Below are 26,256 nucleotides of genomic sequence, written 5' to 3' on the forward strand. Positions count from 1 at the left end.
GGTTCAGGCAGCAGCCTTGGCCGCTTCCTTCAGCAGCTGAGCAACACGCTCAGACGGCTGTGCGCCGATGCTCAGCCAGTGAGCAACGCGGTCTTGTTTAACGGACAGACGAACTTCCTGACCACGAGCGATCGGGTTGAAGAAGCCAACCTGTTCGATGTGGGAGCCGTCACGCGGGTTACGCGAGTCGGTTACGGTCAGTTGGTAAAACGGGCGCTTTTTGGAGCCGCCACGGGCAAGACGAATGGTAAGCATTGAACATCGTTCCTGTAGTCGGTGCTGCAAATCATGATGCACAGCGGGCACACGGGTGCCCGAAAGGCCGCACATTCTCAAGGAATATACGGACTTTTGCAAATGCCTTTTTACTTCAAATAAAACGGCCAGCCTGCTGATCTGCTATTAAGCCGCCTCATCATAGGGGCGGCGGTGTTCCCGCCGAAGCGGGTTCCGGTCAGTGGCGGGGTTGCCGCCATTGGCCTGAATCTGTTTACAGCTTGGGCATGCCGCCGCCGGGCATCATGCCGCCAAGGCCGCGCATCATCTTGGCCATGCCGCCTTTGGCAGAAAATTTCTTCATCATCTTCTGCATTTGCTTGTGCTGCTTGATCAACCGGCCGATGTCCTGCACCTGGGTGCCGGAGCCAAGGGCGATACGGCGCTTGCGCGAACCGCTGATCAGGTCAGGGTCGCGGCGCTCGGCCGGGGTCATGGAGTTGATGATCGCTTCCATCTGCTTGAACTGCTTCTCGGCCGCGCCCTGGGCATTGCCCATCTGCGACAGGTTGACCCCGCCGATGCTCGGCAGCTTGTCCATCAGGCCGCCCAGGCCGCCCATGTTCTTCATCTGTTGCAGCTGGTCGCGGAAGTCTTCGAGGTCGAAGCCCTTGCCCTTCTTCAGCTTCTTGGCCAGCTTGTCGGCCTTGGCCTTGTCGATGGTCTGCTCGGCCTGCTCGATCAGGCTGAGCACGTCGCCCATGCCGAGGATGCGCGAAGCGACGCGGTCGGGGTGGAACGGCTCGAGGGCCTCGGTCTTCTCACCCATACCGATGAACTTGATCGGCTTGCCGGTGATGGCACGTACCGACAGTGCAGCACCGCCACGGGCGTCACCGTCAACCTTGGTGAGCACCACGCCGGTCAGCGGCAGGGCCTCGCCAAAGGCCTTGGCAGTGTTGGCGGCGTCCTGGCCGGTCATGGCGTCGACCACGAACAGGGTCTCGATCGGCTTGACCGCAGCGTGCAGCGCCTTGATCTCGTCCATCATGTCGGCGTCGATGTGCAGACGGCCGGCGGTGTCGACGATGACCACATCGATGAACTTCAGCTTGGCTTCGCGGATGGCCGCTTCGGCAATGGCCACCGGCTTCTGGCTGATGTCGGACGGGAAGAAGGTGACGCCGATGTCGTTGGCCAGGGTTTCCAGCTGCTTGATCGCCGCCGGGCGGTAGACGTCGGCGGATACCACCATCACGGTCTTTTTCTTGCGCTCTTTAAGGAAGCGCGCCAGCTTGCCGGCGGTGGTGGTCTTACCCGCACCCTGCAGGCCGGCCATCAGTACCACGGCAGGCGGTGCGGCATTGAGCGCGAGGTCTTCGTTGGCCGCGCCCATCAGGCTCTCCAGCTCGGCCTGGACGATCTTCACGAACGCCTGGCCCGGGGTCAGGCTGCGCGACACTTCGGTGCCGACCGCACGTTCCTTGACGCTATTGACGAAATCCTTGACCACCGGCAGGGCAACGTCGGCCTCGAGCAGGGCCATGCGCACTTCGCGCAGCGTGTCCTTGATGTTGTCTTCGGTCAGCTTGGCCTTGCCGGTGACATGGCGCAGCGTCTGTGACAGGCGGTCGGTCAGGTTTTCGAACATGGTGATCCTTTCAGGCCCAGTAAAAGCCGAGGTTTGTCAGGCACCCTGGGGGAAATACACACCCGCCGGGCACAGCAAGGCGGCGATTATAGCGAAGTGCGGCGGCGGCGCACACCTTGGGAGATATTCGGTGGCTGCACTGCCCCCTTCGCGGGCACGCCCGCTCCCACAGGATCTTCACTACACTGGAGGCTTGCACGGTACCTGTGGGAGCGGGTTCACCCGCGAATGCCGTTACGCGGTCTGCCAGTCTTCCTAGAGCGGCGGAATCTATGCCAAACTCCGTCTCTTTAAGGCTCGCCAACCAGGACTTATGGTCTCCTCTCCCAGCCTCATCCCCAACCTGATCGCTGCCGGCCTATATATAGCGGCGGCCATCTACCAGGGCTCGCACCTGGCCCAGGGCCGCAAGTCCGACAAGCGCCTGCTCGCCCTGCTGGGTACCTTCGCGGTGCTCGCCCAGGCTGGTGCGCTGTACTTCCAGCTGATCACCCCGCTGGGCCTGAGCCTGGACTTCTTCAGCGCCGCCAGCCTGATCGCCGTGGCCGTCATCGGCCTGACCCTGCTGGCCTGCCTGCGCATACCGGTCGAAAACCTGCTGGTGCTGCTGTTCCCGCTGGGGGCGGTGACGGCGCTGCTGGCGCAGTTCGCGCCGCCTGGCACCGTGCCGCTGATCAACGAAGAGCCGGGCATCCTCGCGCATATCCTGCTGTCGATCCTGGCGTACGGGCTGTTCACCATCGCGGTGTTCCAGTCGCTGCTGCTGCTGCTGCAAGACCGCCAGCTGAAGAACAAGCACCCCTCCGGGCTGATTCGCAACTTCCCGCCCCTGCAAACCATGGAAAGCCTGCTGTTCGGCTTCCTCTGGGCCGGCTGGTGCCTGCTGTCGCTGTCGCTGATCTCCGGCTGGCTGTTCCTCGACAACCTGTTTGCCCAGCACCTGGTCCACAAGACCTTGCTGGCCTGTGTCGCCTGGGTGGTGTTCAGCGTACTGTTGTGGGGCCGCACCCGCCTGGGCTGGCGTGGTCACAAGGCCATCCGCTGGACGCTGGCCGGTTTCTGCCTGCTGATGCTGGCCTATTTCGGCAGCAAGCTGGTTCGCGAATTCATCCTGCATATCTGACGGCCGCTCATGGACACACTGCCGTACGCACCGCTACTCGGCACCCTGGCACTGGCGCTGCTGTGGTCGGCGCTGTTCACCACGGTGGATGCCGCCCGCCTGCTGCTCAATGGCTCGCTGCGCACCTTTGATGACGGCCAGCCCTTGCTCCCGGCCCAGGCACTGGTGCTGTGCGCCAGTTTGGGCAAGCTGCTGGTGCTGGGCCTTGCCTGCCTGATAGGCCAGCGCCATAGCGGCGAGCACGGCTTCTGGCTGGCAGGGCTGGCCGCCACCCTCACCTTGCTGGTGTTTGCCGAGTACGTGCCGCGGCGCCTGGCCCGGCGTAACCCGCAGGCCTGCGTCAGCCTCGGTAGCAGCCTGCTTAAAGTGCCCCTAGCCCTCCTGCAGCCGCTGGCCTGCCTGCTGGACGGTTTCGCCAAGCTGCTCCTGCGCCCGTTCCGCGTGCAACCTACGGCCGTGGCCCTGCACCCTCAGGAAGCCGACGACTTTGACGAAGACGAGGAACACGAAACACCCCGCCACGGCCTGCTCGACGGCCTGCAGTCGCTGGACAAGGTCACCGTCAACGACATCCTGGTACCGCGCAACGAAGTGGACGGCATCAACCTCGACGAGCCGATCGGGCGCATCATCGAGCAGTTGATCATCAGCCGCCACACCCGACTGCCGGTCTACCACAACGACATCAACCAGGTTGAAGCAATCCTCAACACCAAGCTGATCAGCCACCTGCTGCCCAAGGCCGACCTGACCCTGGAGGCGCTGCACAGCGCCTGCTACGAACCCTATTTCGTACCAGAAAGCACGCCCCTGCAAATGCAGCTGCTGAACTTCCACAAGCAGCAGCGCCGGCTGGGTGTGGTAGTGGACGAGTACGGCGAGGTGCAGGGCATCGTCACCCTGGAAGACATCCTCGAAGAGATCGTTGGCGAGTTCGAGGACGAACAGAGCCTGGAAAACCCCCACGTACACCCGCAACCCGATGGCACCTTCGTCATCGACGGCAACGCTTCGCTGCGCGAAATCAACCGCACCCTGGGCTGGCACCTGCCCTGCGACGGCGGGCCGAAAACCCTCAACGGGCTGGTTACCGAAGCACTGGAAAGCATCCCGGAAAGTGCCGTTTGCCTGAAGATCGGCCGCTATCGCCTGGAAATCCTCGAAACAGAGGACAATTGTGCCAGTAAGGTACTGGTGTGGACCGTGACCCGATAGCTATACTCGGGTCACGCTTACCCAGCCCCGCCGTCACGCCTGCTACCCGCACCCGGCGCTCCACGGCCAGTCCGCTCCACTGACACGCCCCGCGGTCCTGCTTCAACACCCCGAACAGTGCCCGCCCCGCCCCTATCCCCCTTGGGCTATCGTCAGTCGAGCGCACACAACAACAAACGCTCCGGCGTCCGCGCAACCGTGCCTGCCCTTTCGCTCAGCACACCGCGCGGGCCCCGCCCATGGAGCCGGACCAGACTGTTAGGGACCTACTTAATGACAAGCAGCACCTACGCCGAAGCGCCTGCCGCGCCGGTCAACTCGCCCGCGCGGGTAGCCACTGCCAGCTTCATCGGCACCGCCATCGAGTTCTACGACTTCTACGTGTACGCCACTGCTGCTGCCCTGGTGATCGGCCCGGTATTCTTCCCATCCGGGTCGGGCACCGCGCAAATGCTGGCAGCCTTCCTCACCTTCGGCATCGCCTTCCTCGCCCGCCCGCTGGGTTCGGCGTTGTTCGGCCACTTTGGCGACCGTATAGGCCGCAAATCGACCCTGGTTGCCTCGCTGCTGCTGATGGGTATCTCCACCACCGCCATCGGCGTATTGCCGGGCTATGACAGCATTGGCGTGTGGGCGCCGATCATCCTGTGCCTGCTGCGCTTTGGCCAAGGCCTGGGCCTGGGCGGTGAATGGGGTGGCGCGGCGCTGCTGGCCACCGAGAACGCCCCCGAAGGCAAGCGCGCCTGGTTCGGCATGTTCCCCCAGTTAGGCCCTTCGATCGGCTTTTTGGCCGCCAACGGCCTGTTCCTGACCCTGGCCCTGACGCTCAGCGACGAGCAGTTCCGTGAATGGGGCTGGCGTATTCCGTTCCTGCTCAGTGCGGCGCTGGTGCTGGTGGGCCTGTATGTGCGCCTGAAACTTGAAGAAAGCCCGGTCTTCGCCAAGGCTGTCGCCCGCCACGAGCGGGTGAAAATGCCAGTGGTCGAGCTGTTTTCCAGCTACTGGCTGCCCACCCTGCTGGGCGCTGCGGCGATGGTGGTGTGCTACGCGCTGTTCTATATCTCCACGGTGTTCTCGCTGAGCTACGGCGTGACCACGTTGGGCTACAGCCGCGAGACGTTCCTGGGCCTGCTGTGCTTCGCGGTGGTGTTCATGGCCCTGGCCACGCCGCTGTCGGCCTGGCTCAGCGACCGTTACGGGCGCAAGCCGGTGCTGATCGTCGGCGGCCTGCTGGCCGTAGCTTCGGGCTTTGCCATGGAGCCACTGCTGACTTCGGGATCGACGACGGGTGTGGCGTTGTTCCTGGCCATCGAGCTGTTCCTGATGGGTGTGACCTTTGCGCCGATGGGGGCACTGCTGCCCGAGCTGTTCCCGACTCACGTGCGTTATACCGGGGCTTCGGCGGCGTATAACCTGGGCGGGATTGTCGGGGCCTCGGCGGCACCGTTCTTTGCCCAGAAGCTGGTCAGCATGGGCGGGTTGAGCTGGGTTGGGGGCTATGTGTCGGCTGCGGCGGTGATCAGCCTGATTGCGGTGCTGTGCCTGAAAGAGACCCGTAATACCGAGCTGTAAGCAATGGGGGCCGCGTTGCGCCCCATTCGCAGCACAAGGCTGCTCCTACAGGGACGTGCGTTGCCGTTGTAGGAGCAGCCTTGTGCTGCGAATGGGCCGCAACGCGGCCCCCTGCGGTTTCGAATCAGAACTCGACCTTTACCGCCTGCGAGGCGCGGGTCGCCTTGGCCCGCGCCAACTCGACCGACTCATCACGCGCCAGGCACACGCCCATGCGGCGAGTACCGTTGATTTCCGGCTTGCCGAACAGGCGAATGGCGGTATCCGGTTCGCTCAGCGCTGCGCCCAGGTTGGCGAAGCTGGTCTGCTGCGACTGCCCTTCTGGCAGGATCACCGCCGAGGCCGACGGGCCAAACTGGCGCACCACCGGAATCGGCAGGCCGAGAATCGCACGGGCATGCAGGGCGAACTGCGACAGGTCCTGGGAAATCAGGGTGACCAGGCCGGTGTCATGCGGGCGCGGCGACACTTCGCTGAACCACACCTGGTCGCCCTTCACGAACAGTTCCACGCCAAACAGGCCACGACCGCCAAGGGCATCGGTAACAGCCTTGGCCACGCGCTGCGACTCGGCAAGCGCTTTCGGGCTCATGGCCTGCGGCTGCCACGACTCCTGATAGTCGCCCTTTTCCTGGCGGTGGCCAACCGGCTCCAGGAAGGTGGTACCGCCTACGTGGCGCACGGTCAGCAGGGTGATTTCGTATTCAAAGTCGATAAAGCCCTCGACGATTACTCGGCCCTTGCCGGCGCGGCCGCCTTCCTGGGCGTAGTCCCACGACTTCTGCAGGTCTGCGTCGCTGCGCAGCAGGCTCTGGCCTTTGCCCGACGAACTCATCACCGGCTTGACCACGCATGGGTAACCGACATCGGCCACGGCCTTGGCGTAGTCTTCATAGGTGTCGGCGAAGTGATAGGGCGAGGTCGGCAGGTCCAGCTCTTCGGCGGCCAGACGGCGAATGCCTTCACGGTTCATGGTCAGCTGCGTGGCGCGGGCTGTCGGCACCACGTTGAACCCTTCGTTTTCCAGCTCGACCAGGGTGGCGGTAGCGATGGCTTCGATTTCCGGGACGATATAATGCGGCTTCTCGGCCTCGATCACCGCGCGCAGGGCAACGCCATCGAGCATGTTGACCACGTGGCTGCGGTGCGCCACTTGCATGGCCGGGGCATTGGCGTAGCGGTCGACGGCGATCACTTCGACGCCCAGGCGCTGCAGCTCGATCACCACTTCCTTGCCCAACTCGCCACAGCCGCACAGCAGTACACGGGTCGCGGTGGGCGACAAGGGGGTTCCGATACGGGTCATTTCAGGTCCTCGAAGGCGTCCGGGGCCGCGCCAGGCTGAGCGCCGCCCGCTGAAAAAGGACCGCTATTCTACACCATCAACCGGCGACGGCAGCCCGTCGGGCGCGAAATGCCATGGCCAGCCACACGGCAGTGACACCGGCGAACTTCGACGCCATGGCGGTGCCGATCACTGCCGGGGTCAGGGCGCCGATCATGCCGAAAAAGATGAAGGTGTCCACCGGGATGCTCAGCGCCGAGCTCAGCCATAGGCGATCGCGCAGCGGCCGGCGGGTGATGCTGAACACCAGCCAGTCAATCAGCTCGGAAATGAAGAACGCGGTGGCGCTGGCCAGGGCGATGGCCGGTTCCGAGGTGACATAGGACAGCACCAGGGCGACCAGCATGGCAACCAGGGCGCCATGGCCGAAGCGGGTCTGCACCATGTCGCGCAGGATGAACACCAGGCCGCCCCAGGCAGACCAGATGATGTCCAGGTGCGGGGCGCTGGAAAAGGCGTAGTTGATCAGCACTACGCTGCTGATGTAGGCAATCAGATAGAACATGGCGGGTAGTCTGTGGGCAAGCCGTACAGATTACCGCTGGTGCCCTCGACAGGCAACGCCGTCCCTACAGGATGAGGCCGGCCTCTACTGCCCGTTCATGGCACAGCTTCAGCACCGCCCGCCGCTCATCGTTGTCCATCCGCCCCCAGCGGCCAATCTCCGCCACGGTGCGCTGGCAGCCGGTGCAGATATCCTGCTCGTCCAGCGCACAAATGCTTACGCACGGCGAGGCCACCGGCCGCTCTACCACATTACTCATCATCAACCACCAGCTCCTGGGCATAACGCTGGGCATTGTGCACGTAATGCGCGGCACTGGCTTCAAGCATGCGCTTCTGCTGCTCGGTCAGTTCACGTACGACCTTGCCGGGCGAGCCGACCACCAGCGAACCGTCGGGGATTTCCTTGCCCTCGGCGATCAGTGCATTGGCGCCGATGATGCAGTGCTTGCCAATGCGCGCGCCGTTGAGGATCACGGCATTGATACCGACCAGGCTGTAGTCGCCCACCGTGCAGCCATGCAGCATGGCGTTGTGACCAACGGTGACGCCCTTGCCCAGGGTCAGCGGCGAGCCCATGTCGGTGTGCATCACCGTGCCATCCTGCACGTTGCTGCCTTCGCCGATATCGATCAGCTCGTTATCCCCGCGCAGCACCGCGCCAAACCACACACTGGCATTGGCCTGCAGGCGCACGTTGCCGATCAGCGTGGCGTTGGGTGCGGCCCAACTGGTGGGGTGGCTTTCGACCCGCAGGTCGCCCAGGCGGTATTTCATGCATGCTCCTCAGGCTGGAACGCAGACGGCGGGGTAGGCCCCGCTCAGTTTTCGATGTAACGCTCAGGGGGCTGGTGCAGGCTGATGCCAGCATCGAACAGCACGTTGACCAGCTCGACGATCATGATCGCCGACAACCCCCAGATCTTGTATTCGCCATAGCGGTAGCTGGGCACGTACCAGCTGCGCCCCTGATAATCGATACGGTGGGTATGATCACGCGGGTCCTGGCGGAAGAATTCCAGCGGCACGGTGAATACTGCCGCGATTTCGGCATCGTTGGCGCGGTATTCGACGAAGTCGGGAATAAGCCCGACGAATGGCGTCACTTTAAGGCCATGCAGCGAAATCAGCGGGCTCAGCGGGCCTATCACTTCCACCAGCCCGGGGGGCAGGCCGATTTCTTCTTCGGCTTCACGCAGGGCGGTAAACACCAGGTCCGGGTCTTCCGGGTCGCGTCGGCCACCGGGAAAGGCCACTTCGCCACCATGGGTGGACAGCCCCTTGGCGCGCAGGGTCAGGACCAGTTCGGGCGCTTCGCTGCGGGTAATGGGCAAAAGGACCGCCGCTTCGGGGAACCGCCGGTCGGTTTCCAGTGATGCGGGTTGGTGATTGCTCATTCGGCGAAGTAGCTCGTCCAGCATTGCGCACGCTCGTATCCAAGGCCTGCCTTGCATGATGCACCAAAGCCGCGAAGCACCCAAGCCCCCGCGCTTGCGGCGGCCCTGCCGGCGCGCCAAGATAGCCTTGAACAAAAGGGAACCCCACATGAAATTCTGCAGCGCGTGCGGCCAGCCGGTCACTCAGCGGATTCCCGAGGGCGATAGCCGCCTGCGGTATGTCTGCGAGTCTTGCCAGACCATCCATTACCAGAACCCCAACATCGTCGCCGGCGTGCTACCGACCTGGGGCAGCCAGGTGCTGCTGTGCCGGCGTGCCATTGAACCACGCCGCGGCTTCTGGACCCTGCCCGCCGGCTTCATGGAGAATGGCGAAACCCTCGACCAGGCCGCCCGTCGCGAAACCGTCGAGGAAGCCTGCGCCCGGGTCGGGCCGATGAGCCTGTACCAGCTGTTCGATTTGCCGCACATCGACCAGGTGCATGTGTTCTTCCGCGCGGAGCTTGCAGACCTGGCGTTTGATGTGGGTGTCGAAAGCCTGGAAGTGCGGTTGTTCGAGCAACATGAGATACCGTGGGACGAGCTGGCTTTCCGCACCGTCACACGCACACTAGAATGCTACTATCGCGACCGCATCGGGCAGCACTACCCCATAGGCCATGAGTACCTGCCGCCAATGAACGTCTCGACCTCGACCTCTACTTAGAAGAAGCCTTCAGGGATACCGTTACATGCGCTGGTTGCTTGCCCTTTTCTGCCTTTGCGTTACCTCGGTGTCCCAGGCGGCTTTCACCGAGACCATCATCCGCAAGCCCGTGCCGGCAGCGCAAACGCCATCGCCTTCACAGCAGGCGATGCAACCGCTGATCGACAAGGTGCTGGTGATCAAGTCCGAGCGTCGCCTGCAGCTGATCAGCCGCGGCGAGCCGCTGAAAACCTACCGTATTTCCCTGGGCAAGCAACCAAAGGGCGCCAAGGAACGTGAAGGCGACAAGAAAACCCCTGAAGGCCTGTACTGGCTGGACTGGCGCAAGCAGAGCGACCGCTTCAACCTGGCCATGCACATCAACTATCCGAACGTGAGCGATGCCGCCCGCGCCACCCGCGAAGGGGTGAGTGCCGGCAGCATGATCATGATTCACGGCACGCCGATCAACGACGAGTACCCGGAGTGGTATTTCCACACCCTGGACTGGACCGATGGCTGCATTGCCATGCGTAACCGTGACATGCAGGAAGTCTGGGAACTGGTGCGCGATGGCACGCTGATCGAAATCCGGCCCTGAAGAGAAGCCGGAGCGATGATGAAAGACAGTTGCTCCCACAGCTTACCAGCGCAGGTCGCGTTGCCCTGCCAGCGCCTGCGGCCCCAGCCACTGCGCACCTCGTAACAAGGGCACCAACGCCGCCTCCGGTTGCAGCTCGAACAGCACCTGGGCCCGCCGACCTGGCAGGTCGGCCTCCACGGCCAACTGATGCTGCCCCTGCTGCGCCAGCTGACCACGCAGGCGCCAGCCACTGCGGCAGTCCATTTCCAGCCAGCCCTGCCCCAGGCCCAGCGACCATGGCTCGCTCAGCGCCAGGTCGCTCACCGTGACACGGCCTTCGCTGCCCATGCATTGGCGCCCTGCCCCCTGCATGCGGATTGCGCCCTGCCACAGCCCGGCCAGGCGGTAATCCGTGGCCACCGTCGCCTGGGCGCCCATCGCCGATGCCTCCAGCCGCCAGCGCCACGGCCAGCCTTCGGCGCGCAACTGCCAGGCCTGCCCCTGAAACCCCAACTGTGCAGTTGCCTGCAAGCGCCAAGGCTGCACCGACCAGCGCAGAGGCCCCACCGGCCCCAACTGTTGCGCCTGGCCCTGCCACAGGCTGCCACTGGCATCCCACAGCGGCACACCTGCCCCGCGAGCCACCCAGGCGGCGGGTAACTCAACGAGCAGGGTCAGGCCGAAAACCAGCAGCACCCACGCCATACCTTTACGGCTCATGGCTGCACCACCAGGTCGAAGCGCAACGCCTTGCCATCCTGTTCCAGCCCCCATTGCAGCGGCGTTACGCCCTCTTCATGCAGGGACTGCAACCAGCCTTGCAGCACCCGTTCATCGGCCACCTGGCCACGCAGTTGCCAGGCCTTGCCTTGCACATCGACCTCGGCCAGTACGACCCGTCGCGCCTCGGCCGACTGCTTCAGGCGCTCCAGGCTCAAGCCCGAGCCACCATGCAGGCTTGCGGCTTGTTCTGCCAGCCCCCGCCACTGGCTGACCTCGCGCCATTGCGCCAAGCCCTCGCGCAGGGCCAGAACAGCCAGCAGCAACGCAATCAGCAACCAGGCGAACTTCAGCCGATGACGCTGCATCCAGTCCTGGTTCATGCGGCGGCTCCCAAGTCGAACACCACTTCGCCACCTTGTACCTGTACGGCAGCACCGGCAGCGTTGGCCATGTCTTGCCAGGGTGGCGTGGCGCCGTCGCCCTCTAGCCGCAGGTGCCAGCGCTGGCCATCGAAGCGCACCGCCTGCAGGCGCCAGCCGGGGTGATCGCGCAGCCAGGCCTGCAAGGCTGCCTGCAGATCTTCGAGCTGGCGGGTGCGTACTTGCTGCTGAAGCTCGCTTTCCCGAAGGCGTTTTAGGGCCTGCGCGGCGTGCCGTGGGCTGGCCTGCTCACCCGTCACGGCAAACACCTGGGCGCGCCAGAGTTGTGCCTGACGCCACTGCTGGTTCAACCACAGCCCACCCCAGACTGCCGCCAGTACCAGGCAGGCGGCCAACAGGCGTTGCTGCGGGCGTGAAACGATGGGCAACGAAGGCACCTTGCGATCGCGCTCGAACAGGCCGGGCATCGCGTCGAGCGGTGCCAGCGCGCTTGGCCAGTCGCCACTCAGTGGCACGCTTTGCATGTGTGCCCAGGGTTGCTGCGGCGCTTCACCCAGTGCTTGCGGCCATGCCAGCCAATGCTCCTGCTCGTCCTCGGCCAGCCCTTTGTACAAGGACATGCCGGGCGTTCGCTGCCAATGCCAGGCACTGCCTGCCTCAGGCCTGGGCAGCAACTGCAACTCCGCCCAGCAACGTTCTACCTGCAAGCCCCATACGCCACACTGCGCGCGCCAGTCGTCCAGTTGCTGACGCGCCACCACCAGCAAGCGAAGGTGGCCGGGCTGACGGGCCAGGCAGGCGCAGGTCACCTCGTCCGGCGGTTGCAGCAAGCGGTCTTCGAGCAACAACGGCCACTCCTCACGCTTGAGCCCGGGTGGGGCAGGCACGTGGAAGACGCTACAGGCCTCGGCAGGCAGAACAAGGGCAACCCGGGCTTGCAGGTTTGCCGGTGGCTCACCGTGCCCCTGTCTTTGCACGATGCCGCCCTCGGCCAGCGCCCAGTGCCAGGCAACACCCGGGCGCAGCAACAACCACGGTTGAGCAGGTGCGCCCCGTCGCCATTCATATTTCATGAGCGCCCCCACGGGAGGGCGAAGGTGCAGACATAGGGTGCTCCATCACGCTGCAGTTCCAGACGCACGCCACGGCCGGGGTGCGCAGGTTGGTCAGAAGGCCAGGCCAGCCACTGGCCGCCCTGGTAATAAAGGACGTTCATGGCGCCAACCCGGTCGAGCCGCTCACGCTGGACCCAGCGGGGCGTGGCGGCGGCGTACAGGTCGACCGAGCTTTCCAGCAGCAGGCGCTGCTCACGGGCCTCGAAGCGCAGCCGCTGGCGTTGCAGCCGCGAGCCACCTTCGGCTTCCGGCAGGCCGGTGGTGGCGACCCACTGTAATTGGTTGCTTGCCGGTTGCCAGTCCAGCCAGCGGCTGGCCAGGGGCAGGCGCTGGTCGTAGACGCGGCGCAGCACCGGGCTGTCGAAACGCCGCTCAAGGGCCAGGCAGAAATCCAGCACCGAGGTTTCCTGGGTGGTCACTTGCAGGCGTTCGCGCACTTTCATCCAGCCATTGACCAACGCAGCGAGCATGATGCCGAGCAGGACAGTCAGGGCCAGGGCCACCATCAGTTCGATCAAGGTCAGGCCTGCCTGGCGGCGCTTCATGTATTGATGCTCGGGTTCAATGCCTGCACAGAACCTTTGTAGGAGCAGCCTTGTGCTGCGAAGAGGCCGGAATGACTGGCAGATTTGCTGTGGCCACACTGGCCTCTTCGCAGCACGAGGCTGCTCCTACCGGGTCCGCGGAGTTGTGGCGAGCTTTTCATGGGCGTTCCAGAAACACGGTGTACTGGCCCAGCGGCAGGCGCTGGTCGCGGTCGGCGTACAATTGCAGTTCGCCACGGCGCAGGTCGCGCACGCCGGTGCGGCGCAATTGCAGTTGCCAATGACACGGCTGGCCACCCTGGCTCAGTTCACCCTTCACCTGGTTGGCAGAAGGCCAGAATTGCTCGACGGCGAAACGTGTTTGCAGTTCACGGGCACACAACAGGCCAAGGCGGTGTTGTTGCAGGTTGTCCTGCACGGCCAGGCGCTGACGCAGCACCTGGCTGGTGATCACCGCCAGCACGGCGGCAATCGCCAAGGCCACAGTGACCTCCAGCAAGGTGAAGCCACGCTGACGTTGCTTCATGGCGCGACCGCCACCTGCAAGCGCCCATCGCGGCCCCACGCCCATTGCTGGCTGCCATCGGCCCAGCGCCAGCGCACGCTGCCCGCCTGTGCCCAGCCGTGCGGGGTGAACAGCAAGTGGGGCTGCGGGCTGGCGGGCCAGTCCGGGTGCAGGCCCTTGGGCCAGTCGCCAAGCCCGGCCGCCTCGACCACCCAGGCATTCCCCTCACGCCGCACGAACTCCGGGCGCTGCCCATTCCAGCGCAGCCCACGCAGCTGCCCCGCATGCCGGGCCAGCGCCGCCTGGGCCCGGGTTTCGCTGGCCAGGCGTTGCAGGGCCTGATCGACAGGCGCCTGGCCGCTGCCGAGCCCGGCCACTGCCAGCCCCGTCATCAGGCCGGCGATGGCCAGCACCACCAGCAATTCGATCAGGCTGAAGCCCCGCTGACGGCGCACCCTTACAGCGCCCAGTTACCCAGGTCGGCATCCTGGCCTTCACCGCCCGGCTGGCCGTCGGCACCCAGCGAATACACATCGACCCGGCCATGCTCACCGGGCATGCGGTACTGGTACGGGGTGCCCCATGGGTCTTCCGGCAGGCGGCGCACATAGCCGTCACTGCGCCAGGCCCGCGGCAGCGGTTCCTGGCTCGGCTTTTTCACCAGCGCGGCCAGGCCCTGTTCAGTGCTGGGAAAGCGCAGGTTATCCAGGCGGTACATGTCCAGCGCCTGCTCCAGGGTGGCCAGGTCGGCCATCACCTTCTGCTTCATGGCCTTGTCCTGGTTGCCCAGCACGCTGGGCGCGACCACGGCGATCAGCAGGCCGATGATGAAGATCACCACCATGATTTCCATGAGGGTGAAACCGCGCTGGCGGTTACGTTGATGCTGCATGGCAGTACTCCTTGTATTCACAGTTGCAGGCCCTGGTTGAGTTGCATGATCGGCAGCAGCACCGCCAGCACGATGAACAGCACCACGGCGCCCATCACCAGGATCATCAGGGGTTCGAACAGCGCCATGGCGGTATCCACCTGGCGGGCAAAGCCACGCTCCTGGTCGTCGGCCACGCGCTCAAGCATGTCGGCCAGGGTGCCGCTGGCCTCGCCGCTGCCGACCATGTTCACCAGCAGCGGTGGGAATTGCTGGCTGGCATCCAGCGCACGGTGCAGGCTGGTGCCGCCCTGCACTTGCTGGCGGACCTGCTCCATGGCCAGGCGGATGCGCCGGTTGCCGACCGTTTCGGTAGCTACTTGCAACGCTTCGAGCAGGGCTACGCCACTGCCGCTGAGAATTGCCAGGCTGCGTGCCAGGCGTGCGCTTTCCAGCACCTGCAACAGGCTGCCGATACGAGGCAGGCGCAGCAGCATCTGGTCGCGGCGCAGGCACCAGTGCGGCTTGCGCAACAGCAAGGTGCCGAGCACGCCCATCAATAGCGCCAGGCCCAGCAACCAGGGCCCGGCCTGCACCAGCCCCTCGCTCAGGCCGATCAGCAACGCGGTGATCAGCGGCAGGCTTTGCCCGGCGTGGGCAAACTGTTCGGTGAGCTTGGGCACGACAAAAGTCATCAGGCCTACGACCACCGCAAGCGATACGCCCATCAGTACGGTGGGATAGATCAGCGCAGTACGCGCCTTGTGCTGTTGCCGTTGCACCTGTTCAAGGTGATCGGCCAGCCGGGTCAGCACCTGTGCCAGGCGCCCGGAGCGTTCGCCGGCCTCGACCAGCGCGCAGTACAAGCCAGTGAATGGCGCCCCCTGGCGCGCCAGGCTGCGGGCCAGGCCCAGGCCTTCGGCAAGGGAGCCACGCAGGGCCACCAGCACACTGTGCAGGGCAGGTTGACGCAACTGACGCTCAAGGGTGCCCAAGGCATCGACCAAGGGGATGCCGGCACCGGTCAATGTGGCCAGCTGACGGGTCAGTTCACACAGCTGGGCACGGCTCAAACGCTGGCGCCGGGGTTGCCGATTACTGCTGTCCTGGCGCTGCAACTGGCGGGCAAAAAGCCCCTGATCGCGCAGCAACTGACGCGCATGGCGTTCACTGTCAGCCTGCACGCTGGCCTTGCGGGTCTTGCCGGCGAGGTCGACGGCCAAGTAGCGATAGGTAGGCATGGTTTAGCCCTGCACCACACGCAGTACTTCGGCCAGGCTGGTCTCGCCACGGGCCAGGCAGTCGCTGGCCATTGCGACCAGGCTCTGCCTGCGCCCGGCCAGGTAATCCTGCATGGCCAGTTCACTGGCGCCGTCATACAGCAGGCCGATCAGCCCGGCATCCAGTTCGATGAATTCGTACAAGCCCAGGCGCCCGACATAGCCACTGCCCTGGCACTGCTCGCAGCCCACCGCGTGGTAGCTGCTGCCCAGCGCCGTCAGTTCTGGCCACAGGTCACGCTCGGCAGCTTGCAGCGGGTGCGCCACGGCGCAACTGCACAAACGCCGCACCAGCCGCTGGGCCAGCACACCGCGCAGGCACGAGGCAATCAGGAACGGCTCGATACCCATGTCGCGCAGGCGGGTCACCGCACCCACGGCACTGTTGGTGTGCAGGGTGGACAGCACCAGGTGGCCGGTCAGGCTGGCCTGCACGGCTATCTGCGCGGTTTCCTGGTCACGGATTTCGCCGAGCATGATCACGTCCGGGTCCTGGCGCAGGATGGCGCGCAGGCCACTGGCGAAGGTCAGCCCTACACGCGGGTTGATGGCAGTCTGGCCGATGCCAGCGATGGCGTACTCCACCGGGTCCTCGACGGTGAGAATGTTGCGGCTGCCATCGTTGAGGCTGTTGAGGCTGGCGTACAGGGTGGTGGTCTTGCCCGAACCGGTCGGGCCGGTGGACAGCACGATACCGTTGGGCCGCGCCAGGCAACTGCGCAGGCCCTGCAAAACCGCGGGCGGCATGCCCAGGTTGCCCAGCGCGAGCAAGCTGGCCTGCTTGTCGAGTACACGCATGACCACGCGCTCGCCATGGATGCCGGGCAGGGTCGAAACCCGCACATCCACCTCGCGCCCTGCCGCGCGCAGGGTAATACGGCCGTCCTGGGGCTGGCGCTTCTCGGCAATATCCAGCCGTGCCATGACCTTGATCCGCGACACCAGCATGGCCGAAAGCGCACGCGGCGGGCGTAGCACTTCGCGCAGGTGGCCATCGACGCGCAGGCGCACCACCAGGCTTTGCTCGAAGGTTTCGATATGGATGTCCGAGGCGCGCAGGCGCAGCGCCTGGCCGAACAGGCCGTTGATCAGGCGAATTACCGGGGCTTCGTCATCGCTTTCCAGCAGGTCTTCGACCTGCGGCATCTCGCTCATCAGGCTGTCCAGGTCGACCTGGTCGCCGATGCCTTCGATCAGCGCTTGATTGGCGCCATCGCCGGCCTGGTACAGCTGGCCGAGGCGCTCGTCGAACACGGCAGGCTCCAGGTATTCGAGCATGCAGGGCTGGCCATGTACCCGCAGCAGCTCCTGCAACTGGGCACTGTCGGCGTTGGGCCGCAGCCACAGCTGCCAGCCCTGTTCCGTCGTGGTCATGGCCACCCCGCTCTGGCGTGCCTGGCGATACGGCAACATCACCAGGCACCGCCTTCGAGGCGTGCGCGGCTGGAGGGGAACACCTGCAACAACGGCGTGCCCTCTGCAAGGTCCGGCAGTTGCAGCGGTGTGGTCTGCTGCAGGGTGCGGTATTTGTCTTCGCTTAGCCCGGCCAGGCTCGGCCCGTCCCGCAGGATGCGCGGGCGGATGAACACCATCAGGTTCTGCTTGGTATTCCTGGTGGCATCGGAGCGGAACAGCCGGCCCAGGTAAGGGATATCACCGAGCAGCGGCACGCGCTGGTTGCTGGTGCTCAACTCGTCGCTGATCAGGCCGCCGAGAATGACCAGGCCATTGTCTTCGACCATGACCTTGGTCTTGATCTCGCGCTTGTTGGTGATCACGTCGCTGGCCGCGCTGGACTCGGCAATCGACGACACCTCCTGGACAATGTCCAGGCGCACACTGTTGTCGATGTTGATCTGCGGCTTGATACGCAGCTTCACCCCGACCTCTTTGCGCTCGATGGTCTGGTACGGGTTGGCGTTGTTTTGCGTGACCGAGCCGGTAACGAAGGGCACTTCCTGGCCGACCAGGATCGACGCTTCGGCGTTGTCCAGGGTCAACAGGGTGGGCGTGGACAGCAAGTTGAAGCCGCTCTTGCCCTTCAGTGCATTGACCAGCATGGCAAAGTTGAACCCGCCGCCGAAATGGCCGATGCCCGCCGTGGCGCCGGTAGTCGCGGACAACAGGTCGCCAAGCGCCTCGTTGTCACCACTGGCAGCAGCCCCGGCGATATTGGCGATGTTCACCCCGTTGCTGCCAAAATTGACGATGCCGGCGCCGAATTTCTCGTCGGCAAACAGCCATTGCACACCCAGCTCCTGGGCGCTGCTGTCGGACACCTCGGCGATGATGGCTTCCACCACCACCTGGGCACGACGGATGTCCAGCTGTTCGACGATGGCGCGGTAGGCGGCCAGCTCGCTGTCGGGGCCGACCATGACCACGGCGTTGGTGCCTTCTTCGTACTCCAGGCGAATGCCCGGGCCACCGGCGGCGGCCATTACCGGCCTGTCCTTGCCCTCGCCTTCGCCCGTGCCTTCAGCCGGCGCCATGCCTTCCTGGCTCAGCCCGCGCAGCACCTTGACCACTTCACCTGCATTGGCGTGCCGAAGGTAGATGACCTGGGTACTGCCGTTGCCAGGTGCTTCCTGGGGGCGGTCGAGCTGGCGCAGCAGGCTGGCGATTCGGTCCAGGTTGCTGCGCCAGTCGGTCACCACCAACTGGTGCGCCGCCGGGTACGGTGTGATTACCCCGACCCGTGGGTCGATCAGCGGTTTGAGGATGCCCAGCACCTGCTCGCTGGCGGCGTTGCGCACGTTGAATACCCGCGTCGCCACGCTGTCACTGCCTTCGCCCTGCTGCCCACCCGCCTCGACCGGCACCGGCTCCAGGCGCGCGGCCTGGTCGGGGACGATCTTCACGCTGCCATTGGGCAGGTCGACAGTGGCGTAACCCTGGGCGCGCAACTGCGCCAGGAAGATGTCGTAGATGGCATCGGCGTCGTGCAGGTCGACGGTGCGCACGGTGACCTTGCCCTTGACCCGGGGGTCGACGATGAAGGTGGTGCCGGTGATGCGCGACACGCTGTCGATGAACTCGCCCAGTTCGGTGTCGACGAAGTTCACCTCGTACATCGGCGTACCATTTTCATCGAACACCGGCTCTTCGGCGCGGGCCTCAGGTAGGCCTATGGCCAGGGCCAGGCTCAGCACGGCGGCCACGCAGTATCTAACAGGCATCGTTCATCCTTGCCGCTTGAAGCCGGTCACGACGGGGCGTGGCGGCCAGGGCAGGCGTTCACGCCGCCCCTGGTTGTTGAAAATCAGGCCATCGGTGTCGATGTCCTGCAGCACGATCCCCGGCGCCAGGCGCTGACCGCGGGCCAGGGTGCGCACCTGCTCGCCGTAGCGCAGCACCACCACACTGGAAGACAGCGGCTGCGCCCTGAGGCCGCCGAGGTAGTGCAATGGCAGGCGGGTAATGGCGATGGCACCGTCGTCGATGGGCGCTTGCCAGTGGCCGACCATCAGCCCCGGCAGCGGGTTGGCGACCGTCGCCGGCACCATGGCCGGTTGCGGCTGGCGGCTCAGTTGCAGCACGCACTGGGCGGCCAGCCAGCCGGCCAGCGTCAGCCCAGCGCCGGTGAACAAGCGCGAGGCGAGTGTCACGAGGCCAACTGCCGTGGGTGCCAGCCCGGGTGCCCCTGCACGTAACGCACTTCGGGCAGTTGCAGCGGCGCCAGTTGCCAGTCGCCAGGTTGGCGGGCGAGCCAGGCTTCGACCCGTTGCCACAGGGGTTCGCCAGCCTGGCTTTCAAACTGCAGGCCGAAGGTGCGGCACAGGCCCTGCATCGGCTCCAGCCCAGTGATGCGCTTGCCTTGCGGGCTGTAGCTGACACCCCAGGCCTGGCCCTGCCAGCGCGGCAGGTCCTGGCTGTTGTCGAGCAGCAGCGGATCGCCGAACAGCTGCTCTGCAGCGTTCTCCAGCACTTGTTCCACCTGCCGGGCCGGCGCTTCGACCACCGGTGCCGGGTAGCCACCGGTGAGGCTGATCAGGTGTTCACGTGTGATCGAAGCACCTGTGGGCAGCGGGTAGTCGTAACGCAGGCCCGGCAACAGCACGGGCATGCCGTTGTCATCGGCCAAGGCCTGATGCAGCAGGCGGTCCCAGCTGCCGCCACGGGTATCACGGCGCCACAAGGCCTGTGGCGCGCGGGCCAGCGGCTGGTCGAGCCACGCCGCGTGGCCGGCACGTTGCTGGTGCAGCTGTGCCTGCAATGCCCCGACACGCAGCTGCGCGGCTGGCGCCAGTTGCTGTGCAAAGGCCGGGAAGAAACGCCCGTCGAACTGCCACAGCCCGGCCACGCGCTGGCAGCGCAGGCGGAAGGCACCGCTGCCCCGGCAACCGGCAAACAGCACCGGCACACGCCGACCACTGGCCTGGGTTACCTCGACGGGCGCCGGCCACAGGTCCTGGCCACGGGCGCACAACAGCACATCGATTTGCGGAACCCGCTCGGCCAGCCACAGCCCGGGGCCGGTGCCGACATCGGCCATGGCCACCACCAGGTCGGCCTCGCGCCGGGCCTGCTCGAACACCGGCTGCAGCGACTGGTACCACAGTTTGAGGGAAGCTTTCTGGTCCTGGGCATAGGGGTCGGTCACGCCGACCACGGCAATCCGTGCGCCGCCGCGCTCGAAGACGTGCAAGGCTTCAAGGCCCAGGGCTTTGCGTTGCGCGTCCGCCAGGCCTGCGCCGAGGGTAACGGCGCCAGCCTGGCGATACAGCCCGGTACTGCGTTGTGGCCACAGCACACGCTCGTCACTGCTGACCCGCGCTTCGGTGCCCAGCAGTTGACTGCCCTGCACCCCGCTTTCGCCTTGGGTCAGGTAGGCCAGGCCACTGCCGTTCCAGCCTTGGCCATTCTCCAGGGTCAGGCTGTTGCCTGCGCCGGCCTCGCCGCGCAGTTGCTCCAGCAGCGCCGCCAGCACCGCATAGCCGCCCAGCTGCGCGGCGGCTGCCTGGCTGGCATCGAGCAGCGGTGCCAGTTGCGGGTAGGCAAGGCTGGCGCTGCTGCCGGTCATCCACGGCGCGCGGCCCAAGTGGCTGACCGGCCCCAGGCGGGTCGCTGGCACCACGGCCTGGCCGGGTTGGCGCGCATCGAGCGTATCGGCCACGTACAACAGGTCGAGCCGGGCGTTGCCGCCCTGCTGCCCAGGGAAGGCAGAACAGGCGCCGAGCAGCGGTGCCAATGCCCCGACACCCATCCAGCCGATCACGTCGCGCCTGTGCACACTGCTCGCCATCGCACCCGCCGTCCTTTTCCACATTCATTCAGGGCCCCGGATGTTGCGGCGTTGGCATTACAGTTTGATGGCAGAAATCCGACAGACATTCCAAATTGATCTGTCAGAGAACCTTCTAAGAGCGAGTCGTTTTAAAAACCCCTTAACATTTCTGCCAATCAATCATCATATTTCCTCACTAAAGTCGCGGGTTCCTCTAACTCAGCCATTACAAGGACACCCTGATGAGTCGAGATACCGGCGACAACCTGGACCGGAACCACAGCGCCAATATGCCGATGGCCAACGTCATGGACGCCTACCTCAGCCGCCGCAGCGTGATGCGCGGCAGCCTGGGCGCCGCCATCGCCATGATTGCCGGTACCGGCCTGACAGGCTGCTTCGACGGTGGTGGTTCCGATCACGATGATCCGGTCACCGAGCCACCGGTGACCGAACCGCCTGTGACTGAGCCGGAGGTGCCGAAACTGGCACTGGGCTTCCAGTCCATCCCGGGCTCGCGCACCGACGCCTGTGTCGTTGCCGCCGGTTACAGCGCCTACGTGCTGGCGCCGTGGGGCACGCCGCTGAACAGCAACGCCAACCCATGGAAGTCCGACGGCAGCAACACCTCGACCGACCAGGCCAACGCCATGGGCATGCACCATGACGGCATGCACTTCTTCCCTATCAACGGCAGTTCGGAAGACGGCCTGCTGGCGATCAACTTCGAATACATCGACGCCGCCGCCCTGCACCCGGCCGGCCCTACCACCGATGTCAACGGCAAGCGCCCGGTCGAGGAAGTGCGCAAGGAAATCAACGCCCACGGGGCTGGCGTGGTGCGCCTGAAGAAAGTCAGCGGCCGCTGGCAGGTAGTCGACAACGACCCGCTGAACCGCCGCTTCACCACAGCGTCGCGCATGGAAATCACCGGCCCGCTGCGCGGCACCGACCACGTCAAGACCAAATACTCCACCGCCGGTACCCACTGCCGTGGCACCAACAACAACTGCGGCAACGGTTACACCCCGTGGGGCACCTACCTGACCTGTGAAGAGAACTGGCCGGGCATCTTCGTCAACAAGGGCACCCGCCCCGAAGACCAGCGCCGTATTGGCGTGGGCACCTCCAGCGGCCAGTACAAGTGGGAAAGCGCTGCCGGTGACAGCACCGAAGTGGCCGACGAGTTCGCCCGTTTCGACGTCACCATCAAGGGCGCCAGCGCGACCGACGACTACCGCAACGAAGCCAGCACCTACGGTTACATCGTCGAGATCGACCCGTACAACAGCAGCACCCTGGCCACCAAGCGCACCGCGCTGGGCCGCTTCCGCCACGAGGGCTGCGCCCCAGGCCTGCCAGTCCCCGGCAAGCCGCTGGTGTGGTACATGGGTGACGACTCGAACAACGAGTACCTGTACAAGTGGGTGTCCACCGCTGTGTGGGATGCCGCCGATGCCAACCCGGCCGACCGCCTGGCCACCGGCGCCAAGTACCTGGACCAGGGCAAGCTCTATGTGGCGCGCTTCAATGCCGATGGCACCGGCGTATGGCTGCTGCTGGACGTGGCCACCGCCACCACGGCTGGCAGCACCCTGGGTGCGCTGTATGGTGACCTGCCAGGCATCATCCTCAACACCCGTGGGGCTGGCGATGCCGTGGGCGCAACGCCGATGGACCGCCCGGAATGGACGACGGTCAACCCGCTGAACGGCGACGTGTACCTGACCCTGACCAACAACAGCGCGCGCACCCCGGAAAAGGTCGACGCGGCCAACCCGCGCGGCCCGAACCGCCACGGCCACATCATTCGCTGGCACGACAGCGACGACCAGTTGAGCTTCAACTGGGACATCTTCGTGTTCGGCGCAAACGCCGCCGGTACTGCCGACATCAATCGTTCCGGCCTGACCGAACTGAACCAGTTCGCAAGCCCCGACGGCATGAGCTTCGATAGCCGTGGCGTGCTGTGGTTCGAGACCGACAACGGCGAGAGTACACTCACCGATTACACCAACGACCAGTTGCTGGCAGTGATCCCTACCGACCTTGTGGACGCTACCGGCAAGCAAGTGCCGGTGAACGCACAGAACCAGGTGGACCTGCGCCGCTTCTTTGTTGGGCCGAATGAGTGTGAAGTGACCGGGATTGCCTTTACCCCGGACAACAAGACCTTGTTCGTCAACATTCAGCACCCCGGGAACTGGCCGTATACCGACAAGGCGACCGATGCTACTCCAGCTGGGGCCAAGGTAAGGCCGCGGGCTTCGACGGTGGTGATTCAGCGCAATGATGGCGGGGAAATCGGGACTGCCTGATCGAGCTGTTTACGGGGGCCGCTTTGCGGCCCTTTCGCCGGCAAGCCAGCTCCCACAGGGATATCACAGGCCATGAATGCCTTGGTTTCCTGCGGGAGCCAGGGGATACACAGTCCTCTGAATATCGTGGTTTCCTGTGGGAGCTGGCTTGCCGGCGAAAGGGCTGCACAGCAGCCCCGACAATCTCAAGCCCTACCAGGCCATGGGCTCCCGGCTACGCACCCGCACTTGCTGCGCCGGCACCCGGGCATGCCATTGCACCACCCCCAGCGCTTCCACCTGGAATTCGCTGCGTATCGCCCGCCCCTCTTCCTCGAACGACAGCTGCAGCAGGAAGTAACCGCTGTTGAGCAGCAAACCCTCACTCAGCCGTTCAAACGTTTCGTCATCCACCGCCCCCAGCGCCTGGCGCAACGCGGCTGCATCCACGTACCCCGACGCCGGCCGCCCGCTGATGATGCGGCTGAGCAACGACCGCGAATAGCGCCCTTCGTACAGCGCCTCCAGTAACGGAAGGTGCTCCAGCCCAAGCGCATTGGCGTTCAGGCGCCAGCCGGTGACCTGGGGCAAGGCGCACAGCATCGGGTAACGAGCCTGGCGAGCGGCGTCCGGCTCCAGCAGCAGGTTCAGCTCGCTGGTGTCGAGCATCGGCTGGTTGGCCGCCAGGCGCGGCGGCTGTTGGCGCAGGTACTGGGCGCTTTCGGCGCCCTGCAGGCGGGTGTCGCTGTCGGCGTCGAGCCAGTCGGCCAGCGCATCGACCAGGCGCTCGGCAGCCATGTCGTCGCCCAGCAGGTAGCGCAACTGGCGTTCGGCACGTTCGCCATCGGCGCCCAGCAGCGCATTGACGTTGAAGCAGGTATGCTGGTCGCGCACCCGCAGTTGCGCGTGACCGGCGCCAAAATCGTAGTTCAGCGGCTGCCCACGCAAGGCCTGCCAAAACAGCGGGCTAAGCCGCCAGGCGGGGTCGCGCAGGGCCTGCCCGGCATAGGCCAGGCCAGCCTGCTCCATGGCCCGCGCCTGCACCCGCTGGTGCAGCAGGCGCACTTCATCCACCTGGCGCCGGCCATCTTCCACCAGCCAGGCCATGCCCGCCGCCAGCATTGCCAACACCACCATCACCATCAGCAGGGCCGCACCCTGCTGTTGCCTGCCACCCATCCGTGCGTGCCTCGCTCGTGGAAGAAAGACGCCAGTGAACACGCGGCGTGTTGCAGGTAGATGGCAATGCCCGCTCGTCATGTGCACGTCATCTACACGAGGCAGGATTGCCGTTCCTTTTCATGACCTTACAGGAGTGGTCGCAATGGGTGGCATTGGAATCTGGCAACTGGTGATCGTACTGCTGATCGTATTTCTGCTGTTTGGTACCAAGCGCCTCAAGGGCCTTGGTAGCGATGTGGGCGAGGCGATCCAGGGTTTTCGCAAGTCCATGGGCGGCGACGCTGACGCCAACGCACCTGGCCAGGCGCAGGTTCAGCAACAGGCCCCACTGACCGGCCAGGCCACGCAGCAGCCTCAAGCGGACCGTCAGGCCTGATGTTCGAGGTAGGCTTCAGCGAGCTGCTGCTGGTTGGCGTCGTCGCGCTGCTGGTGTTGGGCCCGGAGCGCCTGCCGGTGGCAGCGCGCACCCTTGGCCGCGGCCTGGGCCAGGCGCGCCGGGCCATGCATGCCTTGCGCACGCAGGTAGAGCGCGAGATCGAGTTGCCCAACCTCGACAGCGCACCCTTGCAGCGCCTGGAACAGGAGATCCGCCAAGGCATCAGCCTGAACACGGAGCCGGCCAATGACGCGGCCACCGTCACGCTGCCCAAGGAAAACGCCTCATGAGTATTGCGATGGACCCGGCGGCCGGCTTGCCGCTGACCGAACACCTGCGCGACCTGCGCAAACGCCTGGTGCGTTGCCTGGCGCTGGTAGCAGTGGTGTTCGCCGGCCTGTTCCCTTTCGCCCAGACGCTGTACACGCTCATATCCGAGCCGCTGCGGCGCTTTTTGCCGGAAGGCGCGAGCATGATCGCCACCAGCGTCACCTCGCCGTTCCTGACACCCTTCAAGCTGACCGCAATGTGCGCACTGTTCGTGGCCATGCCGCTACTGCTGCACCAGGCCTGGGGTTTTCTGGCGCCGGGGCTGTACCGCCGAGAGCGGCGCATTGCCTTGCCGCTGCTGGTGTCGAGCATCGTGTTGTTCTATGCCGGCATGGCGTTCGCGTTCTTTCTGGTGTTCCCGATGATGTTCGGCTTTTTTGCCAGCGTAACGCCGGACGGCGTGGCGATGATGACCGATATCAGCCAGTACCTGGACTTCATCCTGGCGCTGTTCCTGGCGTTCGGGCTGGCGTTCGAGATCCCGGTGGCGACGTTCATCGTGGTCTGGGTGGGGTTGGCAGATGTAGCCACACTGAGGCGCAGCAGGCCCTACGTGATCGTCGGGTGCTTTGTGGTGGGGATGATCCTGACGCCGCCGGATGTGTTTTCGCAGACGATGTTGGCGGTGCCGATGTGGGTGCTGTTCGAGGTGGGGTTGCTGGCTTGTGCCGGGTTGAAACGGCCTGAGCCAGGCAAGGAGATTGTGGCTGAACTGTAGGGCCTGTTCGCGGGCACGCCCGCTCCCACAGGGATCGCACAATAGTCGAGGGTTGTGCGATCCCTGTGGGAGCGGGCGTGCCCGCGAACAGCCGTGATGCGGTCTAGAACTCGGCGAGCCGCCAGACCTCATAGGCTGGCGTCTCGTACGGGTGGCTTTGCCTGAGCGCTGCGACGACCTGGGCAATCAGGTCGTCAGCCACCACCAGCTCCACCTTCCACTCCTCCACCACCTCGACCTGGCCGGTGTGCCCGAGGTACGGCTGGCTGCCGTCCAACGGGCGGAACTGGCCCTGGCCCAAAGTTTGCCAGGCACAGTGGTCATAGTCACCGATGCGCCCGCCACCCGCAGCGAACACAGCGGCCTTGACCACCTCGACGTGGCTGGCGGGGACGAAGAAGGCGAGCTTGTACACG

General features: G+C 65.1%; 30 protein-coding genes. 9 read left to right on the plus strand and 21 right to left on the minus strand.

Annotation, left to right across the window (positions count from 1 at the left end):
* Nucleotides 1–3: 3 nt before the first annotated feature.
* On the minus strand, nt 4–255 hold the full coding sequence (gene rpsP, locus E8E78_RS09470) for a 30S ribosomal protein S16 (protein ID WP_016501232.1): 252 nt from the start codon (nt 253–255) through the stop codon (nt 4–6).
* A 235-nt stretch (nt 256–490) separates the two neighbouring features.
* On the minus strand, nt 491–1,867 hold the full coding sequence (gene ffh / locus E8E78_RS09475; RefSeq protein WP_016501233.1) for a signal recognition particle protein: 1,377 nt from the start codon (nt 1,865–1,867) through the stop codon (nt 491–493).
* Nucleotides 1,868–2,180: 313 nt separating this feature from the next.
* Between ffh and E8E78_RS09480 the strand changes: the two genes are divergently transcribed.
* The 3 genes from E8E78_RS09480 to E8E78_RS09490 all read left to right on the plus strand — a co-directional run bounded on the left by E8E78_RS09480 (nt 2,181) and on the right by E8E78_RS09490 (nt 5,777).
* Nucleotides 2,181–2,990 carry an inner membrane protein YpjD gene (locus E8E78_RS09480; protein WP_016501234.1) on the plus strand — a complete coding sequence of 270 codons (810 nt, stop codon included), beginning with the start codon at nt 2,181–2,183 and terminating at the stop codon, nt 2,988–2,990.
* Nucleotides 2,991–2,999: 9 nt separating this feature from the next.
* A complete protein-coding gene (locus E8E78_RS09485) occupies nt 3,000–4,205 on the plus strand; it encodes a transporter associated domain-containing protein (RefSeq protein ID WP_016501235.1) in 1,206 nt (401 codons plus the stop codon).
* Between the two features lie 273 nt (nt 4,206–4,478).
* Nucleotides 4,479–5,777 carry an MFS transporter gene (locus E8E78_RS09490; protein WP_174369769.1) on the plus strand — a complete coding sequence of 433 codons (1,299 nt, stop codon included), beginning with the start codon at nt 4,479–4,481 and terminating at the stop codon, nt 5,775–5,777.
* 124 nt (nt 5,778–5,901) lie between these two features.
* On the opposite strand, the gene purT is transcribed toward E8E78_RS09490, so the two are convergent.
* From purT to E8E78_RS09515, 5 genes are all read right to left on the minus strand, one after another.
* Nucleotides 5,902–7,083: a formate-dependent phosphoribosylglycinamide formyltransferase gene (gene purT / locus E8E78_RS09495; protein ID WP_016501237.1), complete on the minus strand. Its 1,182-nt coding sequence runs from the start codon at nt 7,081–7,083 to the stop codon at nt 5,902–5,904.
* A 76-nt stretch (nt 7,084–7,159) separates the two neighbouring features.
* Nucleotides 7,160–7,627 carry a VUT family protein gene (locus E8E78_RS09500; protein WP_010952556.1) on the minus strand — a complete coding sequence of 156 codons (468 nt, stop codon included), beginning with the start codon at nt 7,625–7,627 and terminating at the stop codon, nt 7,160–7,162.
* Between the two features lie 64 nt (nt 7,628–7,691).
* Nucleotides 7,692–7,889, minus strand: coding sequence for a DUF1289 domain-containing protein (locus E8E78_RS09505; RefSeq protein ID WP_016501238.1), 198 nt, complete (start codon nt 7,887–7,889; stop codon nt 7,692–7,694).
* Entirely contained in the window at nt 7,879–8,403 is a 525-nt protein-coding gene (locus tag E8E78_RS09510; RefSeq protein ID WP_016501239.1) for a gamma carbonic anhydrase family protein, read from the minus strand. The genes E8E78_RS09505 and E8E78_RS09510 overlap by 11 nt, the downstream gene beginning before the upstream one ends.
* A 44-nt stretch (nt 8,404–8,447) precedes the next feature.
* Complete coding sequence (locus E8E78_RS09515; protein WP_016501240.1) at nt 8,448–9,047, minus strand: CoA pyrophosphatase; 600 nt, start codon at nt 9,045–9,047, stop codon at nt 8,448–8,450.
* 124 nt (nt 9,048–9,171) lie between these two features.
* Between E8E78_RS09515 and E8E78_RS09520 the strand changes: the two genes are divergently transcribed.
* Together E8E78_RS09520 and E8E78_RS09525 are read left to right on the plus strand one after the other, a co-directional pair.
* Entirely contained in the window at nt 9,172–9,729 is a 558-nt protein-coding gene (locus E8E78_RS09520; protein ID WP_049275609.1) for an NUDIX hydrolase, read from the plus strand.
* 25 nt (nt 9,730–9,754) lie between these two features.
* Nucleotides 9,755–10,309, plus strand: coding sequence for a L,D-transpeptidase family protein (locus E8E78_RS09525; RefSeq protein ID WP_016501242.1), 555 nt, complete (start codon nt 9,755–9,757; stop codon nt 10,307–10,309).
* A gap of 42 nt (nt 10,310–10,351) precedes the next feature.
* On the opposite strand, the gene E8E78_RS09530 is transcribed toward E8E78_RS09525, so the two are convergent.
* The 12 genes from E8E78_RS09530 to E8E78_RS09585 form a co-directional block, all read right to left on the minus strand.
* Nucleotides 10,352–11,011: a general secretion pathway protein GspN gene (locus E8E78_RS09530; RefSeq protein WP_049275608.1), complete on the minus strand. Its 660-nt coding sequence runs from the start codon at nt 11,009–11,011 to the stop codon at nt 10,352–10,354.
* Nucleotides 11,008–11,394, minus strand: coding sequence for a type II secretion system protein GspM (gspM, locus tag E8E78_RS09535; RefSeq protein ID WP_049275607.1), 387 nt, complete (start codon nt 11,392–11,394; stop codon nt 11,008–11,010). The genes E8E78_RS09530 and gspM overlap by 4 nt, the downstream gene beginning before the upstream one ends.
* Nucleotides 11,391–12,467 carry a type II secretion system protein GspL gene (gene gspL / locus E8E78_RS09540; RefSeq protein WP_049275625.1) on the minus strand — a complete coding sequence of 359 codons (1,077 nt, stop codon included), beginning with the start codon at nt 12,465–12,467 and terminating at the stop codon, nt 11,391–11,393. The genes gspM and gspL overlap by 4 nt, the downstream gene beginning before the upstream one ends.
* Nucleotides 12,464–13,054: a prepilin-type N-terminal cleavage/methylation domain-containing protein gene (locus E8E78_RS09545; RefSeq protein ID WP_049275605.1), complete on the minus strand. Its 591-nt coding sequence runs from the start codon at nt 13,052–13,054 to the stop codon at nt 12,464–12,466. Before E8E78_RS09545 ends, gspL begins: the two co-directional genes overlap by 4 nt.
* Nucleotides 13,055–13,211: 157 nt before the next feature.
* A complete protein-coding gene (locus tag E8E78_RS09550) occupies nt 13,212–13,580 on the minus strand; it encodes a type II secretion system protein GspI (RefSeq protein ID WP_043196789.1) in 369 nt (122 codons plus the stop codon).
* Nucleotides 13,577–14,014 carry a type II secretion system minor pseudopilin GspH gene (gspH, locus tag E8E78_RS09555; RefSeq protein WP_049275603.1) on the minus strand — a complete coding sequence of 146 codons (438 nt, stop codon included), beginning with the start codon at nt 14,012–14,014 and terminating at the stop codon, nt 13,577–13,579. Before gspH ends, E8E78_RS09550 begins: the two co-directional genes overlap by 4 nt.
* 2 nt (nt 14,015–14,016) lie before the next feature.
* Nucleotides 14,017–14,451, minus strand: coding sequence for a type II secretion system major pseudopilin GspG (gene gspG / locus E8E78_RS09560; protein WP_016501249.1), 435 nt, complete (start codon nt 14,449–14,451; stop codon nt 14,017–14,019).
* Nucleotides 14,452–14,468: 17 nt separating this feature from the next.
* Nucleotides 14,469–15,671, minus strand: a complete 1,203-nt coding sequence (gene gspF / locus E8E78_RS09565) for a type II secretion system inner membrane protein GspF (protein WP_049275601.1) — start codon at nt 15,669–15,671, stop codon at nt 14,469–14,471.
* 3 nt (nt 15,672–15,674) lie between these two features.
* The gene (locus E8E78_RS09570; protein WP_049275600.1) at nt 15,675–17,123 is read right to left on the minus strand and encodes an ATPase, T2SS/T4P/T4SS family; all 1,449 of its coding nucleotides are present in this window, start codon (nt 17,121–17,123) and stop codon (nt 15,675–15,677) included.
* Entirely contained in the window at nt 17,123–18,889 is a 1,767-nt protein-coding gene (gspD, locus tag E8E78_RS09575) for a type II secretion system secretin GspD (RefSeq protein WP_172439603.1), read from the minus strand. The genes E8E78_RS09570 and gspD overlap by 1 nt, the downstream gene beginning before the upstream one ends.
* 3 nt (nt 18,890–18,892) lie before the next feature.
* Nucleotides 18,893–19,318, minus strand: a complete 426-nt coding sequence (locus tag E8E78_RS09580; RefSeq protein WP_059394639.1) for a hypothetical protein — start codon at nt 19,316–19,318, stop codon at nt 18,893–18,895.
* Nucleotides 19,315–20,955 carry a hypothetical protein gene (locus E8E78_RS09585; RefSeq protein ID WP_061203546.1) on the minus strand — a complete coding sequence of 547 codons (1,641 nt, stop codon included), beginning with the start codon at nt 20,953–20,955 and terminating at the stop codon, nt 19,315–19,317. The genes E8E78_RS09580 and E8E78_RS09585 overlap by 4 nt, the downstream gene beginning before the upstream one ends.
* A gap of 224 nt (nt 20,956–21,179) precedes the next feature.
* Here E8E78_RS09585 and E8E78_RS09590 point away from each other — a divergent pair, with 224 nt between their 5' ends.
* Nucleotides 21,180–23,255 (plus strand): PhoX family phosphatase, encoded by a 2,076-nt coding sequence (locus E8E78_RS09590; RefSeq protein WP_059394641.1) that lies wholly within the window; start codon nt 21,180–21,182, stop codon nt 23,253–23,255.
* Between the two features lie 192 nt (nt 23,256–23,447).
* Here E8E78_RS09590 and gspK read toward each other — a convergent pair whose 3' ends face one another.
* The gene (gene gspK, locus E8E78_RS09595; protein ID WP_059394642.1) at nt 23,448–24,413 is read right to left on the minus strand and encodes a type II secretion system minor pseudopilin GspK; all 966 of its coding nucleotides are present in this window, start codon (nt 24,411–24,413) and stop codon (nt 23,448–23,450) included.
* 145 nt (nt 24,414–24,558) lie between these two features.
* Here gspK and tatA point away from each other — a divergent pair, with 145 nt between their 5' ends.
* The 3 genes from tatA to tatC are packed head-to-tail and all read left to right on the plus strand — an operon-like array spanning nt 24,559 to nt 25,840.
* Nucleotides 24,559–24,792: a twin-arginine translocase TatA/TatE family subunit gene (gene tatA, locus E8E78_RS09600; protein ID WP_016501257.1), complete on the plus strand. Its 234-nt coding sequence runs from the start codon at nt 24,559–24,561 to the stop codon at nt 24,790–24,792.
* Nucleotides 24,792–25,082 (plus strand): Sec-independent protein translocase protein TatB, encoded by a 291-nt coding sequence (gene tatB, locus E8E78_RS09605; RefSeq protein WP_049276340.1) that lies wholly within the window; start codon nt 24,792–24,794, stop codon nt 25,080–25,082. The genes tatA and tatB overlap by 1 nt, the downstream gene beginning before the upstream one ends.
* Nucleotides 25,079–25,840: a twin-arginine translocase subunit TatC gene (tatC, locus tag E8E78_RS09610; RefSeq protein ID WP_280312106.1), complete on the plus strand. Its 762-nt coding sequence runs from the start codon at nt 25,079–25,081 to the stop codon at nt 25,838–25,840. Before tatB ends, tatC begins: the two co-directional genes overlap by 4 nt.
* 103 nt (nt 25,841–25,943) lie before the next feature.
* Here the strand turns inward: tatC and E8E78_RS09615 are convergent, their stop codons facing one another.
* On the minus strand, nt 25,944–26,255 hold the full coding sequence (locus tag E8E78_RS09615) for an NGG1p interacting factor NIF3 (protein ID WP_174369779.1): 312 nt from the start codon (nt 26,253–26,255) through the stop codon (nt 25,944–25,946).
* Nucleotide 26,256 lies beyond the last annotated feature (1 nt).

The organism is Pseudomonas sp. BN505, from assembly GCF_029873175.1.
Lineage (GTDB): Bacteria > Pseudomonadota > Gammaproteobacteria > Pseudomonadales > Pseudomonadaceae > Aquipseudomonas > Aquipseudomonas putida.

Coding starts and splice junctions, on each gene's coding strand:
- E8E78_RS09480 (WP_016501234.1), top strand. CDS start 2,181: ATGGTCTCCTCTCCCAGCCTCATCCCCAACCTGATCGCTGCCGGCCTA.
- E8E78_RS09490 (WP_174369769.1), top strand. CDS start 4,479: ATGACAAGCAGCACCTACGCCGAAGCGCCTGCCGCGCCGGTCAACTCG.
- gspL (WP_049275625.1), bottom strand. CDS start 12,467: ATGAAATATGAATGGCGACGGGGCGCACCTGCTCAACCGTGGTTGTTG.
- rpsP (WP_016501232.1), bottom strand. CDS start 255: ATGCTTACCATTCGTCTTGCCCGTGGCGGCTCCAAAAAGCGCCCGTTT.
- E8E78_RS09510 (WP_016501239.1), bottom strand. CDS start 8,403: ATGAAATACCGCCTGGGCGACCTGCGGGTCGAAAGCCACCCCACCAGT.
- E8E78_RS09530 (WP_049275608.1), bottom strand. CDS start 11,011: ATGAGCCGTAAAGGTATGGCGTGGGTGCTGCTGGTTTTCGGCCTGACC.
- E8E78_RS09525 (WP_016501242.1), top strand. CDS start 9,755: ATGCGCTGGTTGCTTGCCCTTTTCTGCCTTTGCGTTACCTCGGTGTCC.
- gspF (WP_049275601.1), bottom strand. CDS start 15,671: ATGCCTACCTATCGCTACTTGGCCGTCGACCTCGCCGGCAAGACCCGC.
- E8E78_RS09550 (WP_043196789.1), bottom strand. CDS start 13,580: ATGAAGCAACGTCAGCGTGGCTTCACCTTGCTGGAGGTCACTGTGGCC.
- gspG (WP_016501249.1), bottom strand. CDS start 14,451: ATGCAGCATCAACGTAACCGCCAGCGCGGTTTCACCCTCATGGAAATC.
- gspD (WP_172439603.1), bottom strand. CDS start 18,889: ATGCCTGTTAGATACTGCGTGGCCGCCGTGCTGAGCCTGGCCCTGGCC.
- tatC (WP_280312106.1), top strand. CDS start 25,079: ATGAGTATTGCGATGGACCCGGCGGCCGGCTTGCCGCTGACCGAACAC.
- E8E78_RS09515 (WP_016501240.1), bottom strand. CDS start 9,047: ATGCTGGACGAGCTACTTCGCCGAATGAGCAATCACCAACCCGCATCA.
- E8E78_RS09590 (WP_059394641.1), top strand. CDS start 21,180: ATGAGTCGAGATACCGGCGACAACCTGGACCGGAACCACAGCGCCAAT.
- purT (WP_016501237.1), bottom strand. CDS start 7,083: ATGACCCGTATCGGAACCCCCTTGTCGCCCACCGCGACCCGTGTACTG.
- E8E78_RS09585 (WP_061203546.1), bottom strand. CDS start 20,955: ATGGCGAGCAGTGTGCACAGGCGCGACGTGATCGGCTGGATGGGTGTC.
- tatB (WP_049276340.1), top strand. CDS start 24,792: ATGTTCGAGGTAGGCTTCAGCGAGCTGCTGCTGGTTGGCGTCGTCGCG.
- E8E78_RS09500 (WP_010952556.1), bottom strand. CDS start 7,627: ATGTTCTATCTGATTGCCTACATCAGCAGCGTAGTGCTGATCAACTAC.
- E8E78_RS09520 (WP_049275609.1), top strand. CDS start 9,172: ATGAAATTCTGCAGCGCGTGCGGCCAGCCGGTCACTCAGCGGATTCCC.
- gspM (WP_049275607.1), bottom strand. CDS start 11,394: ATGAACCAGGACTGGATGCAGCGTCATCGGCTGAAGTTCGCCTGGTTG.
- ffh (WP_016501233.1), bottom strand. CDS start 1,867: ATGTTCGAAAACCTGACCGACCGCCTGTCACAGACGCTGCGCCATGTC.
- E8E78_RS09485 (WP_016501235.1), top strand. CDS start 3,000: ATGGACACACTGCCGTACGCACCGCTACTCGGCACCCTGGCACTGGCG.
- gspK (WP_059394642.1), bottom strand. CDS start 24,413: ATGGGTGGCAGGCAACAGCAGGGTGCGGCCCTGCTGATGGTGATGGTG.
- tatA (WP_016501257.1), top strand. CDS start 24,559: ATGGGTGGCATTGGAATCTGGCAACTGGTGATCGTACTGCTGATCGTA.
- E8E78_RS09570 (WP_049275600.1), bottom strand. CDS start 17,123: ATGTTGCCGTATCGCCAGGCACGCCAGAGCGGGGTGGCCATGACCACG.
- E8E78_RS09545 (WP_049275605.1), bottom strand. CDS start 13,054: ATGAAGCGCCGCCAGGCAGGCCTGACCTTGATCGAACTGATGGTGGCC.
- E8E78_RS09505 (WP_016501238.1), bottom strand. CDS start 7,889: ATGATGAGTAATGTGGTAGAGCGGCCGGTGGCCTCGCCGTGCGTAAGC.